Source organism: Paenibacillus gyeongsangnamensis (assembly GCF_027533625.1).
Taxonomy (GTDB): Bacteria; Bacillota; Bacilli; order Paenibacillales; family NBRC-103111; genus Paenibacillus_G; species Paenibacillus_G gyeongsangnamensis.
The window spans coordinates 585,715-599,280 of the sequence record NZ_JAQAGZ010000001.1; the positions used below are offsets into that span (position 1 = coordinate 585,715).

Below are 13,566 nucleotides of genomic sequence, written 5' to 3' on the forward strand. Positions count from 1 at the left end.
TAGAAGGCATTTGCCTCCGGTCGCTTTAGAAATCGTGAAGCTGAATGATTTATTATGTAATTTCACGATTTCAAATGCGAACGCTCCTGCGACAAATCCCTTCTCTTCCGCTTTCCCTTTTCGATAACACATGTTTCTATTTATAATTGCCCGCCAAACCGTAGCGTACAAGGAGCTTGTCCTCCAGACGCTTGAAGCAGAAATGGTCGGACAAGGTGCCCAGTACGGCGATGATGATGACGATGCTCAGCATGAGCGCGGTATCCGCAAGATTGCGGCCGTCCTGAAGGAGCTGGCCGAGGCCGACGCCTTTGGCGATCAGCTCGCCCGCTACGAGCGCCCGCCAGGCGAAAGCCCAAGCTACGCGCACGCCCGTCATCATATGAGGGAAAGCGGCAGGCACCATGACCTGCACGAACATCCGCATCCCGTCCCCCGTGCCCATGGTTTGAGCGGCTTTAATATAGAGGGGAGGGATATTTTTAATCCCGGTCCGGCTTGACATGGCCATCGTCCAGGTGGCTCCGAGCGTCGTGATGAAGATGACGGAAAAGTCGTTCATCCCGAACCAGATAATGGCGAACGGCAGCCAGGCAATGCTCGGTATCGTCTGCAGGGCGACGACGAGAAATCCGATCGTATCGTCCAGCAGGCGGTAGCGGGCGAACAGGAAGCCAAGGGTCGTCCCGATGACGATGGACAGAAGGAACGAAAGCAGCAGACGGCGCAGGCTTTCCAGCGTCGCTTCCAGCAGCTGGCCGTGCACGAAGCCGTCGTAGAACGCTTGAAGCGTCTGCGTGAACGAAGGGAACTTCCAGCCCCAATCGAAGATTCTAAATCCCGCCTCCCACGCTATTAGCAGCAGGATCAGAAAGAGGCCCCTTCTTAATGCTGTATTCATCGCCCATCTCCTCCTTTACGACTTTCTCCAGTTCGTCGGCGAGCGCATCCATAATGCTGTGCTCTACATGATGAAGCACCGAATCCGCATAATCCCTCGGCCGCGCCGCTTGGACGACGAATTCCTTCTTGATCGTACCCGGCCTGGTTGACATCACCAGCACGCGGTCGGACAAAATGACGGCTTCCCTGATGTTGTGCGTGATGAAGAGAATCGTCTTGCGGGCGCGCATCCAGATTTCTTCCAGTTCCTTGTGCAAAATAAGTCTCGTTTGCTCGTCCAGCGCTGCGAACGGTTCGTCCATCAGCAGAATTTCCGGGTCCATGGCGAGCGCTCTTGCGATAGCGGCCCGCTGCTTCATGCCGCCGGACAGCTCGTGCGGATACCGGTCCGCGAACTTGCTCAGATGAACGGCCTTGATCTGCTCCATCGCCATCGCTTCGCGTTCCTTCTTGGGCACGCCTTTCTGTTTCAGGCCGAAGGCGACGTTCTCCAGGACGGTGAGCCAGGGAAAAAGCGCATGCTCCTGGAACACGACGACCCGGTCCGGGCCCGGCTTCGAGCAGCTCTTGCCGTTCACCGTAATCTCGCCCTGCTCCGCCTGCTCCAGTCCGGCGACCAGATTCAGCAGCGTAGATTTGCCGCAGCCGGAAGGACCGAGCAAGGAGACGAATTCCCCTTGCTTAATCGTCAAGGAGACATTGTCGATCGCGGTAAACGTACCGCCTGTACGCTGACGGAACGTTTTGCTGACATGTTTGATTTCAATCATGGGAGTCTCTCCTCCATTGCCAAAGCGGGGTGGAAAATTCTATTACCAACTTATTTTATAGGAATTGTTATAATTGTCAACTGCAAATTTTGCAGGATTTTGGGATCGGATGTCGAATGAAATTAAGCATCGCCACTTTTTTCCTATTATGACGAAAGGTATGTGTTCCATGAAACGTACGAAACGCGTCCTGATCTTGACGGCGGCTATCAGCGGGGCTTTCGCCGCAGGGGTTTACGCCCAAGATGTGCTCGAACGGGTAGACGCTTATTTGCGTCCGGATTTCAATCTTGTGCTGGACGGGAAGCCCGTACAGCTGAGCGGACCGACGCTCGTCTATAATGACAAGAGCTATCTTCCGCTAAAGGAGCTCGGCAACCTGCTCGGGGCGAGCATCCTCTGGAGGAACGATACGAAGACGATTTACATTAACAGCCGGATCAATCCGGAGCAAGCCGCGGACAACCCGGAGCAAACGTATGACACGATTGAGCTCAGCAATCCTTATTCCATCAAGGTCAGCTACTTGGGGGCCGAGTATCCGCTTCTTCTTACATATGACAGCAAGGGCAAATCCAGCTCTGATCTGTATTACCGGTTGTCCGACGTCAAGCGGATGGGCATTGATACCGACGGGCTCAAGAAAGCCAAGGAGCGCCTGACCGGCCAGCTGTTCGTTAATGAGAAGGAGCTGCGCAAGCGCTGGAAACAAACGCCGACCCCGACGTCTTCCGGCTCGTACGACAGCTACGTGATCGCCGGCGAGATCAATCCGAAGAAGCTGGAGGCTCTGAAGGGGCATGTCAAGACGCTTGCGAGCTTCAAGGTAGGCGAGCAGCAGTTCTCCGATAAACCGATCATCATTGACAAGACGGATGAAGAAGATACCTACGAGCTTCTAATGTACGAAACGGTCCGGTTTACTTCGGGACCTGTATCGATGACGAACCGCTACCATTTGGTTAAGCTGCAGCTCTACAAGAAGAATGACTCCTCACCCGACGTCGGCTATTCGGTCAATATGACGTCGAAGATGGATTTGGCCGCGGAGGCGGACAAGAGGGAAGACAAGTAGGATAGAAGGAACCATGCGGGGCACTGCTCCAGGCATGGTTTTTTTTCGGTTGATAAGAATTTATAAGTTTTCGTAACTTATAGCTTCGCATCAACCTTGGTAAACGCGCTGGTCCTTGTAAGACAAGGACGGCATAGCCGTTTATCCTGGCGTCCCGGGGAGAGATGTCCGGATTCGGCGGGACGCCATGTTCCCGAACCGCGGACTCCTGTCATCGCCTCCGTGACACACTGCCCAATTCCCGCCGAACGGCAAAGCGTCCGTTAAAAAAATAGGTTTGGAATGCGTTAAAAAAGTCAATAATCCAAGTTGCTAAATCATATGATTCATAATAAGATAGAATTAAGAAACTGAATTATCAGAAAATTCTATCAAAATGATAAGTGCTGCAACATGATAACTTTTAACGCAGCGCCGAAACCGATGAATTGCAGCGGGAACTAGAGGATGCGCAGACGAAGCAAACCAATGGAGCAGCAGCCTAAGCAACGAGTATGGACTACGTTCAGGAGGGGATTGCCGTGAGTAAAAGTCATGAAGTGGAATATTGCAACCTTGAGTTACGATTTGACCGTCGGCTAATCCGGAACTTCATCAAAACCCTCATACAAGAAGGCTATTCGTTGTATTGGAATGAAAATGAGCAGCAATTCATCGTATCGATCCGTACAGGGCGCAAGCTGGTGAAGCTGAAATTCCAGCGCATCGGAGAACGGTATAAAATTGTCGGCAACTACTCGTTCAAGGACGAGAAGCTGGCGGAGCTCATGGAAAAGATGATCGGCGATACCCGGGGGCATGCCGTCGTCAAGCGGTTTAAGGACCGGCAAATTTTGATCGAGAATATTATGTTCGGGGAAATTATCCGGATGGTTGAGATTTCAGGCGTTGAACACAAAGTACTGTTTCAGAAGGAACCGGTGGTGACAGTGGACGAAATGATGCAAGCCTTCCGCTCCAGGCGCCCCGACGATCGGATCCCTATACTGCGAATGGAGCTCGACTACGAGCTGGCTACCTTGCATGATGCTCTTCGGGACGGGGACCTGGGGACCATTCAAAAAAGCAAAGAAAGGTTGAAGGAACTGAGGCATGAAATGCTGCTGTTGGAAATGTAAGCGGCTATGGTAAAATGGTCTGTGTATTCGTACACGGGCCATTTTGCATGTTCGGGAAACTTGACGAGACCATCCTGCATACAGCCCGCGCCAAAAGGTGTTGATTCCGTACGGTTAATTGCTTGCAGAGCCCGTGGCGAAACCTGTGAAGCGGCGCCGCGGCGGGTTGTGGCAAAAATAGTTCATTTTCGAAGGATAAGGGAGCAAAAAAGAGCATTGTTAACGTGTGCAGGCATATGTTATGATAAAACAGAGGTGGTAGGATGAGCGTGACGATTAAAGATATCGCGAAGCTGGCGGGAGTCTCGCATACGACGGTATCCCGGGCGCTGAACGATAGCCCGCTCATAAACCCGGAGACGAAGGAGCGCATCAAAGCGATTGCGGGCAGCATGAATTATACGCCTAATTACAGCGCCAGAAGCTTGGTGCTTGACCGTTCGTATAATTTAGGCCTGTTCTTCTCGACGCTGCACTCCGGTACTTCGGCCGGCTTCTTGTACGAGGCGATCAAGGGCGTGAACGATGTCATCAAGGATCAGTACAATTTGATCGTACGCGGAATCGACGACTACAAGAGCTATCACAACGTGAACCGCAAGAGCTTCGACGGACTGATTGTGATGAGCCAGAGCCGGAGCGATCAATCTTTTATCGAATATGCGACCGACAAGGAAATTCCGTTGATCGTATTAAACCGTCAGGTGGACGGCAATCGCGTCATGAATCTTGTGCCGGACGACCAGAGCGGGGCTTTCAAGGTTGTGGAGCATTTAATCGTCCACGGGCATCGAAGGATCGCCATTATCGAAGGGAAAACCGGCTTCAAATCGACTCAAGCCCGTCGGGACGGCTATCTTCAGGCACTAAGCCGTTACGGCGTGGCGATTCAGGACGGTTTCGCCGAGCGGGGCGACTATGATTTTGAAAGCGGCTATGCGGCCATGAGCCGGCTGCTGAAGCTGGAGGATGGGCCTACAGCCGTCTTTTGCAGCAATGACGATATGGCTGTGGGGGCCATTAAGGCGATTACGAATCACGGCCTGCGCGTCCCGGAGGATATATCGGTGGTCGGCTTCGACGATGATTTGTTCTCCGGCTTTATGACACCGGCTCTAACGACCGTAAGAAGGCCCATCGAGGAGATGAGCCGCGCAGGAGCGGTCAAGCTGCTGTCTTTTATCGAGAAAAAGGAAGTGGAACGTTCGACCGTTTTTTTCAATACGGAGCTGGTCGTGCGGGATTCCGTTCAAACCATTTCGGGAGGGCAATGAGCCATGAGTGTACTGAACAAAGTGCTGCAGGATATTCCGATTCCGCAAGTCGTGCGGATTCGGCAAAAATTTGACGGAACGAAGCTGGAGCGTCCGGAAGAGGTGCTCGCGCAAGAGCTTCAAAAGCCGGGAGCGATCGATCAGATCAAGCCGGGACAGCAGGTTGCCGTAGCGGTAGGAAGCCGCGGCGTGGCGAACATCGCACTGTTCACCAAGGTGACGATCGACGCGATCAAAGCGGCGGGCGCGCATCCTTTCATTGTTCCGAGCATGGGAAGCCACGGCGGCGCAACGGCCGAGGGCCAGAAGGAAGTGCTGCACCATCTCGGCGTCAGCGAAGAAGCGATGGGCGCCCCGATCCGCTCCTCCATGGAAGTGATTCAGATCGACCAGCTTCCTAACGGACTGCCGGTTTACATCGATAAATACGCTTCCGAAGCGGACGCCATCGTCGTCATCAACCGCGTCAAGCCGCATACGGCGTTCCGCGGACGGATCGAGAGCGGCATCATGAAGATGATCTCCATCGGTCTCGGCAAGCAAAAGGGCGCGGAAGCGTGCCATCAGCTCGGCTTCAAATATATGGCGGAGAACGTGCCGGCCATGGCGAACATCATGCTGCAGAAGCTCCCGATTCTCTTCGGCGTCGCGTTGGTGGAGAATGCCTTCGACGAAACATGCATCGTCGAGGTGCTGCCTGCGACGCAAATCGAGGAGCGCGAGATGGTGCTGCTCGAAATCGCCAAAGCGCGTCTGCCGAAGATTTTGTTCGATCAGATCGACGTCCTTGTTATCGATTACATCGGCAAAAACATCAGCGGCGACGGAATGGACCCGAACATTACCGGCCGCTATCCGACGCCTTACGCTCACGGCGGTCCGGACGTATCCAAGATGATCGTGCTCGATCTGACGGAAGAGTCGCAAGGGAATGCGAACGGTGTCGGTACGGCGGATTTCACGACGCAGCGTCTGATCGACAAGATGGATAAGCCGGCGACCTTCGTGAACGGACTCACTTCCACGGTATGCGCGCCTACGAAAGTATCGACTTACCTGGACAATGACTATTTCGCCATCAAGGCCGGGGTCAAGACGTGCAACATTCTCGACTACACGAAATGCCGTCTGGTTCGTATCAAGGACACGCTTCACTTGGGCGAGATCGAAATTTCTGTCAATCTGCTGGAGGAAGCGAAGAACCATCCGGATATCGAGATCCTGAGCGAGCCGTACGACCTGCCATTCAACAGCGAAGGGAATTTAAGATAAGATGAGTCAAGCAGTAAAGCCTTACATTATTGCGGCGGATATCGGCACCACCAGCTCCAAGACGCTGGTGATCGACCGGGACGGGAGGGTGCTCGCCTCCCATTCCGTGGAATATCCGCTGCACACGCCAAGGCCGGATATGGCGGAGCAGGATCCGGACGAAATTTTCCAGGCGGTCATCACAGCCATTCGTACGGTCATCAGCAAGGCGCATGTACTGCCTTCACAGGTGCTCTGCGTGTCCTTCAGTTCGGCTATGCACAGCCTGATTGCAATCGACCGCGATCTGTACCCGCTCACCCGCTGCATCACGTGGGCGGATAACCGAAGCGTCGGCTACGTCAAGACGCTGAAGGAAGAGCTGGACGGGCTCGGCATTTACCGCCGGACGGGGACGCCGATTCACCCGATGTCGCCTCTGCTCAAGCTGATGTGGTTCCGGGACAACCGTCCCGAGCTGTTCGAGCAGGCCTACAAATTTATCGGCATCAAGGAATACGTCTTCGGCAAGCTGTTCGGCCGTCTTGTGGTCGACCATTCCATCGCCAGCGCAACCGGCCTTTTCAATTTGGCTGAGCTCGACTGGGATGCGAAGGCGCTTGAAACGTGCGGCGTTCGCCGGGAGCAGCTGTCCGAACCGGTGCCGACCACGTTCACGCTGCAAGGGCTTGCGGACGAATATGCATCGGCTCTCGGACTCGCTTCCGATACCCCGTTCGTGGTCGGCGCTTCCGACGGCGTGCTGGCGAACCTGGGCGTCGGCGCTTACGAGCCCGGCGTATACGCGGTCACGATCGGGACGAGCGGAGCGGTCCGCGGCGTGGTGAACGCGCCGGTTACCGACCCGCAGGGGCGGCTCTTCTGCTACAACCTGATGGATAACTTCTGGGTCGTCGGCGGAGCGATTAACAACGGAGGCATCATGCTCCGCTGGGTAAGGGACGAGCTCGCGACGCTGGAGGCCGATGAAGGCCGCCGCCGGGGCCTGGATCCGTACGATTATTTGACGGAGCTGGCTCAACAGGTTTCTCCCGGGTCGGACGGGCTTATCTTCCTGCCGCTGCTTGCCGGCGAGCGCGCTCCTTATTGGAATGCCAACGCCCGCGGCGTATTCTTCGGTCTCTCGCTCTATCACCAAAAGAAGCATATGATTCGAGCGGTGATGGAAGGCGTCATGTACCGGATCCATTCCGTCGTCTCCGCCCTGGAGGAGATGAACGGGGCGACCAAGGAGGTTCGCGCTTCCGGCGGTTTTGCCCGTTCCTCGTTCTGGTTGCAGATGATGGCGGATGTGCTCGGGTCGCCGGTTTCGGTGCCGAACACGATCGAGAGCTCGGGCCTCGGAGCCGCACAGCTCGGCATGCTCGCTCTCGGGGAGATCAAGGATTTCTCCAGCGTGCACGATTGGATGAAAGTTCAGCAGTCACTCACGGCGAATGAAGAGAATCACAAAACGTATTCGGAGTTGACAACAATTTATAATCGTGTGTACCATCAGTTGAAGAACGAGTTCGATCTGATCTCCGCTTTTCAACAGGCACATACGAAATAGAGGAGGCACTTATTCATTATGGCGATGAACTTATTCGATCTTACCGGAAAAACAGCGATTATTATCGGCGGGAACAGCACGCTTGGGGGTACCATGGCGGTAGGCTTGGCTGAACATGGCGCGGATGTAGCCATTGTCGGCCGGAATCAGGAGAAATCCGAAGCGGTTGCGAAGCGCATTGAAGAAGTAGGGGGCCGCGCCAAATGCTTCTCGGCGGACGCGACCAGCGCGGAAGACCTTCAGCGCGTGCTTGCGGAAGTGCTGGAATGGACCGGCCGCGCCGACGTGCTGATGAACTGCCCAGGCATGAACAGCACGACGCCGTTCTTCGAGCTCTCCATGGAAGAATGGGACAACATCATGAACGTCAACCTGAAGAGCGTTGTGTTGGCTTGTCAAATTTTTGGGAAGCATATGGTCGAGAAAGGCGAAGGCGGAAGCATCATCAACATTTCTTCCGTATCCTCCGAGCCGCCGCTTTCCAAAGTGTTCACCTACTCCGCTTCCAAGGCTGCCGTGAACAACGTAACAAAGTATCTTGCCCGTGAATTCGCGCCGGCCCGCGTACGCGTGAATGCCATTATCCCAGGGTTCTTCCCTGCCGAGCAGAACCGCAAGATTCTTTCTCCGGAGCGGACGGAGTCGATTATGCGCCATACGCCGATGAACCGTTTCGGCGATGCCGAAGAGCTTCAAGGCGCTGCGGTATACCTGGCTTCGGACAAGGCCTCCAGTTTTGTCACGGGTACGCTTCTTCGGGTAGACGGCGGCTTCGGAGCGATCACGATTTAATTTTGTTGGAACAGGGCTCGAAAAAGTCTTGACTGCGGGTCAGAAACAGGTGCCTACGGTCCCTTTAGAAATCGAATTCCCGTGAACAATTGGGATAGGGTGGAATTCGATTTCAAATGGGACTCGCCTACGGCTCTCCGACACCCGTTCTGCCCTCCGTCATTCTTTTTCTCGGGCCGTTTCAAAAAATGAAATCGTGGGTAATTAAAAATAATGGATCAGGAAGGAAGAAACCAAATGTCCAAACAGCAAGTTGGCGTGATCGGCCTGGCCGTCATGGGTAAAAACCTGGCTTTAAATATCGAGAGCAGAGGCTTCACCGTCTCCGTATTCAACCGTTCCCGGGAGAAAACGGATGCGCTGCTGGCTGAATCCCAAGGCAAAAACCTGGTGGGTACATACACCATCGAGGAGTTCGTAGCATCCCTCGAACAGCCTCGCAAAATCCTGATCATGGTGCAGGCGGGCCATGCGACAGACGATACGATCAATCAGCTGGTACCGCATCTGGATAAGGGCGACATCGTCATCGACGGCGGCAACGCGTTCTTCCCGGACACCCAGCGCCGCAACCAGGAGCTGGAGGCGCACGGCATTCGTTTCATCGGCACCGGGGTATCCGGAGGCGAAGAGGGTGCGCTTAAAGGACCGGCGATCATGCCGGGCGGCCAGAAGGACGCTTACGAGCTTGTCGCTCCGATTCTAACGGCGATCTCCGCCAAGGTGAACGGCGATCCTTGCTGCACGTACATCGGACCGGGCGGCGCAGGCCACTACGTGAAGATGGTCCATAACGGCATCGAGTACGGCGATATGCAGCTGATCTGCGAAGCGTACCAGCTGCTGAAGGATGTGCTTGGCGTCAGCACCGACGAGCTTCATGAAATTTTCTCCGAATGGAACAAAGGCGAGCTCGATAGCTACCTGATCGAGATCACTACCGATATCTTTACGAAGAAAGACCCTGAAACAGGCAAGCCGATGGTGGACGTCATTCTGGACTCCGCAGGGCAGAAGGGTACAGGCAAATGGACCAGCCAAAGCTCCCTCGACCTCGGAGTGCCGCTGTCCATCATCACGGAATCCGTCTTCTCCCGCTTCCTGTCGGCGATGAAGGAAGAGCGCGTGCAGGCAAGCCGCGTATTAAGCGGGCCTTCCGTTCCGGCCTTCGAAGGCGACCGTAAAGCGTTCATCGAAGCTGTCCGCAAGGCGCTTTATGCAAGCAAAATTTGCTCTTACGCTCAAGGCTTCGCCCAAATGAGAGCGGCCAGTGACGAGTACAACTGGGGACTCGATTACGGCAGCATCGCGATGATTTTCCGCGGCGGCTGCATTATCCGCGCCCGCTTCCTGCAGAACATCAAGGATGCCTACGACCGCAACGGCGAGCTGAAGAACCTGCTGCTGGACGAGTATTTCAAAGGCATCGTGGAAAACTATCAGGATGCTTGGAGAACCGTTATCTCCATCGCCGTTTCCCGGGGTATTCCGGTACCTGCGTTCGCATCGGCTCTGTCTTACTACGACAGCTACCGTTCCGAGCGTCTGCCTGCGAACCTGCTTCAAGCGCAGCGCGACTACTTCGGCGCCCACACGTTCAAACGTCTGGACAAAGAAGGAACGTTCCATTTCAACTGGCTCGAAAACTAATCGCTGCTGCGGGATCGGACGGCCCTTGGGGAATGAAGGCCGTACGAGGCTTCGCTTAGCCAGCTCTTAAGCCGGTCCGCTTCCTGATCGAAGCCGTTCCGGCGCTGGATCAGCATCAAAGCGATTTCGGCAAAGTAACGAAAATTTTGCAAAAGGCGTGGCTGGGCAAGATCCATTAATTTGGGATCTTCCTCAGTCACCTTTTTTTTAATGAATTCGAGCATCCAGACGACTTCTTCTTTGCACAGCGGATGGGCGGGGTCCATAATTTTATCCAGCTTCAGATCGGTCAAGCTGAGTTGGGGAGCGGGACTTCCCGGCAGCACATCGGACATGGCGACACGTCTCCTTTAAGGGATGGAATTAATTGTTATCAGGATAACTGTTCCGGTTGGAATTTATTCACATCCATCTTATGTTTTCAACAAACTTTCTATTCACACCTGTCAAGCTATGATATGATAGGGAGAAGTTTACCATAGACAAATTAGGGGTGTACTGTCAGTGGATTTTCGGAATATTGTGCTAATCGGCTTGATGGGGACGGGCAAATCGACCGTCGGCTCGAAGCTGGCCGAGCGGCTGGGATGGAGCTATGTCGATACCGATGAACGGATCGAAGCCGAAGCGGGCATGAGGATCAGCGAAATTTTTGCGGAACGTGGGGAAGCGGGCTTCCGGCAGGCGGAGAGCGCCATGATCGAGAAGACGCTGAAAGGAATGTCGCAGGTCGTTTCGACCGGAGGCGGGGCCGTGCTGGACCATCGGAATTGTGAAGCGATGCTGCGCGGCGGATTGGTTGTCGCCTTGACGGCTACCGAGGAAACGATCATCGAACGGGTTCGATACGACCAGAACCGTCCGCTCGTGAATGGCAACGTGGAAGAGCGGGTACGCAGTTTGATGGAGGCCCGCAGAAACGCCTATGATTTTGCCCATGTCCGCATCGATACAACGGACGTACCTGTAGACGCGATCGTAGTCGGCATCTTGAGCCGAATGGGAAAGGCTTAGAGCTTTTCCCATTCGAGCATGCCGCCCGTCATATTTTTAAAATTCGACAAGCCTTGCGCCGTTAAATAATCGTAAGCCCGGCTGCTCCGGTTGCCGCTGCGGCAAACCAAGATCGTCTCGCCCGCTTGCGGGATTTCGGACAAGCGCTCCGGCAGCTGCATAAGCGGAATATGAATCGCGCCGGGGATCATGCCCATGGCGACTTCCTCGTCTTCGCGCACATCTACGATGTGAAGCTGTTCACCTTGCCGGAGCCGCTGCTTGATTTCTGCAGGGGTGATCGTTTGCATGACGCTAGCCTCCTCGTATGGCGGCCCATGGTAGGCCGAATGCCTCCATCATAATCAAGATGTAAGCGGAATGTCAAACCTTGGAGCTAGAAAAAGGGGATTCGGCAAAATCTGTCGAATACTAAAAAAAACTATTGAAAACATTGGACCCTGGATAAACGGCTACGCCGTCCTTGTCATACAAGGACCAGCGCGTTTACCAAGGTTGATGCGAAGCTATAAGTTACGAAAACTTATAAATTCTTATCAACCCAAGATAACGGCTACGCCGTCCTTGTCATACAAGGACCAGTGCGTTTATCAAGGTTGATGCGAAGCTATAAGTTGTGAAAAACTTATAAATTCTTATCAACCCAAGATAAACGGCTACGCCGTCCTTGTCATACAAGGACCAGTGCGTTTATCAAGGTTGATGCGAAGCTATAAGTTGTGAAAAACTTATAAATTCTTATCAACTAAGAAAACCGTGCTTTCCTACCCGTAGGACACTAAACAAGAGGAGAGATCGCCTTACATGAAAGCTTACGTTAAACCGACGCCGCGACTCGAAGGAACCATCAACGCGCTGTCCTCGAAAAACTATACGACCCGATATTTGCTGATCGGCGCATTGGCCGACGGAACTAGTACGGTTTACTATCCCGCACACAGCGAGGACAGCGACGCGATGCGCCGATGCATCCGCGATCTAGGTGCCGTGGTTGAAGAAGATGAAGAGAAGATGACCATCCGGGGCTTCGGACGGCATCCGCGCGATGTCAAGGAGTTGAATGTAGGCAATGCCGGCGCCGTGCTGCGCTTTCTGATGTCAACGGCAGCTCTATGCCCGGAAGTGACTTTCGTTAATGCTTACCCGAACTCTCTGGGGAAGCGGCCGCATGACGATCTGATCGATTCCCTGCAGCAAATGGGCGTAGAGGTAGAGCACAACAACGGCCGTCTGCCGATCACGATCAAGGGCGGAAAGCCGCGCGGCGGGAAGATTACGGTATCGGGCAACATCAGTTCGCAATTTCTGAGCTCCCTGCTGTTCTTGACCCCCCTCCTTGAGGAAGACAGCGAAATTACGATATTGCATGACCTGAAATCCAAAATTATCGTCGGACAAACCCTTGAGGTGCTTGCTCAGGCCGGCATTCAAATTGAAGCATCCGATGATCTCATGCATTATAAAATCCCGGGCCGTCAGCAATATGAGCCGCAGCAATATATCGTTCAAGGCGACTACCCCGGTTCGGCAGCCATTCTGGCAGCCGCGGCAGTGACGCACTCGGATGTGAAGGTACTTCGTCTGGCCGAGAAAAGCAGGCAAGGCGAACGGGCCGTCGTCGACGTCCTGCGCGCCATGAACGTCAACCTGACGCACGAGAACGATATCGTTCACGTCAGGGGCAATCAACAGCTTAAGGCCGGGGAGTTCGACGGGGATCATTTCACCGACGGCGTCCTTGCAATGGTAGCGGCGGCTGTGTTCGCGGAAGGAACCTCCCGCTTCTATAATGTTGAAAATCTGCGCTATAAAGAGTGCGACCGGATTACCGATTTCGTGAACGAGCTGCGCAAAGCGGGCGCCGATGTGGAAGAACGCCAGAGCGAGATCATCGTGCACGGACGTCCGCAAGGCGTTGCTGGCGGAGTGGAAATCAATGCGCATTATGATCATCGCGTCATCATGGCTTTAACGATCGTAGGTCTTCGTTCCGAGAAAGGTCTGGTCATTAACGATGCCCATCACGTTGCCAAATCGTACCCTCAATACTTCGATCATCTGCTTTCCTTGGGGGCGCAGATCGAGCTGGTGAAGGAAGAAGAAACCGCGCATTAAGCGGACAGCATAGAATCGCAAGGGCAGAAAG

The 13,566-nt window shown here is 54.2% G+C and carries 13 protein-coding genes; 9 read left to right on the forward strand and 4 right to left on the reverse strand.

Annotation, left to right across the window (positions count from 1 at the left end):
• Positions 1 to 136: 136 nt before the first annotated feature.
• A complete protein-coding gene (locus O9H85_RS02675) occupies positions 137 to 901 on the reverse strand; it encodes an ABC transporter permease (protein ID WP_269879715.1) in 765 nt (254 codons plus the stop codon).
• The gene (locus O9H85_RS02680; RefSeq protein WP_269879716.1) at positions 834 to 1,673 is read right to left on the reverse strand and encodes an ABC transporter ATP-binding protein; all 840 of its coding nucleotides are present in this window, start codon (positions 1,671 to 1,673) and stop codon (positions 834 to 836) included. Before O9H85_RS02680 ends, O9H85_RS02675 begins: the two co-directional genes overlap by 68 nt.
• 169 nt (positions 1,674 to 1,842) lie before the next feature.
• Between O9H85_RS02680 and O9H85_RS02685 the strand changes: the two genes are divergently transcribed.
• The 7 genes from O9H85_RS02685 to gndA all read left to right on the forward strand — a co-directional run bounded on the left by O9H85_RS02685 (position 1,843) and on the right by gndA (position 10,406).
• The gene (locus O9H85_RS02685) at positions 1,843 to 2,748 is read left to right on the forward strand and encodes a stalk domain-containing protein (RefSeq protein WP_269879717.1); all 906 of its coding nucleotides are present in this window, start codon (positions 1,843 to 1,845) and stop codon (positions 2,746 to 2,748) included.
• A gap of 521 nt (positions 2,749 to 3,269) precedes the next feature.
• Positions 3,270 to 3,866 (forward strand): hypothetical protein, encoded by a 597-nt coding sequence (locus O9H85_RS02690; RefSeq protein ID WP_269879718.1) that lies wholly within the window; start codon positions 3,270 to 3,272, stop codon positions 3,864 to 3,866.
• A 263-nt stretch (positions 3,867 to 4,129) separates the two neighbouring features.
• Complete coding sequence (locus O9H85_RS02695; protein ID WP_269879719.1) at positions 4,130 to 5,140, forward strand: LacI family DNA-binding transcriptional regulator; 1,011 nt, start codon at positions 4,130 to 4,132, stop codon at positions 5,138 to 5,140.
• Between the two features lie 3 nt (positions 5,141 to 5,143).
• Entirely contained in the window at positions 5,144 to 6,412 is a 1,269-nt protein-coding gene (locus tag O9H85_RS02700) for a nickel pincer cofactor-dependent isomerase, group 22 (protein WP_269879720.1), read from the forward strand.
• Position 6,413: 1 nt separating this feature from the next.
• The gene (gntK, locus tag O9H85_RS02705; protein WP_269879721.1) at positions 6,414 to 7,964 is read left to right on the forward strand and encodes a gluconokinase; all 1,551 of its coding nucleotides are present in this window, start codon (positions 6,414 to 6,416) and stop codon (positions 7,962 to 7,964) included.
• A 24-nt stretch (positions 7,965 to 7,988) separates the two neighbouring features.
• Positions 7,989 to 8,756, forward strand: coding sequence for an SDR family oxidoreductase (locus O9H85_RS02710; protein WP_269879827.1), 768 nt, complete (start codon positions 7,989 to 7,991; stop codon positions 8,754 to 8,756).
• 237 nt (positions 8,757 to 8,993) lie between these two features.
• On the forward strand, positions 8,994 to 10,406 hold the full coding sequence (gene gndA / locus O9H85_RS02715) for an NADP-dependent phosphogluconate dehydrogenase (protein WP_269879722.1): 1,413 nt from the start codon (positions 8,994 to 8,996) through the stop codon (positions 10,404 to 10,406).
• Here gndA and O9H85_RS02720 read toward each other — a convergent pair.
• Positions 10,403 to 10,741, reverse strand: coding sequence for a hypothetical protein (locus O9H85_RS02720; protein WP_269879723.1), 339 nt, complete (start codon positions 10,739 to 10,741; stop codon positions 10,403 to 10,405). The two genes, gndA and O9H85_RS02720, sit on opposite strands and share 4 nt — an antisense overlap.
• A 169-nt stretch (positions 10,742 to 10,910) precedes the next feature.
• Between O9H85_RS02720 and O9H85_RS02725 the strand changes: the two genes are divergently transcribed.
• On the forward strand, positions 10,911 to 11,420 hold the full coding sequence (locus O9H85_RS02725; protein WP_269879724.1) for a shikimate kinase: 510 nt from the start codon (positions 10,911 to 10,913) through the stop codon (positions 11,418 to 11,420).
• On the opposite strand, the gene O9H85_RS02730 is transcribed toward O9H85_RS02725, so the two are convergent.
• On the reverse strand, positions 11,417 to 11,710 hold the full coding sequence (locus tag O9H85_RS02730) for a rhodanese-like domain-containing protein (RefSeq protein WP_269879725.1): 294 nt from the start codon (positions 11,708 to 11,710) through the stop codon (positions 11,417 to 11,419). The genes O9H85_RS02725 and O9H85_RS02730 overlap by 4 nt on opposite strands.
• 514 nt (positions 11,711 to 12,224) lie before the next feature.
• On the opposite strand from O9H85_RS02730, the gene aroA reads away from it, so the two are divergent.
• Entirely contained in the window at positions 12,225 to 13,535 is a 1,311-nt protein-coding gene (aroA, locus tag O9H85_RS02735; RefSeq protein WP_269879726.1) for a 3-phosphoshikimate 1-carboxyvinyltransferase, read from the forward strand.
• The last annotated feature ends 31 nt before the right edge of the window (positions 13,536 to 13,566 follow it).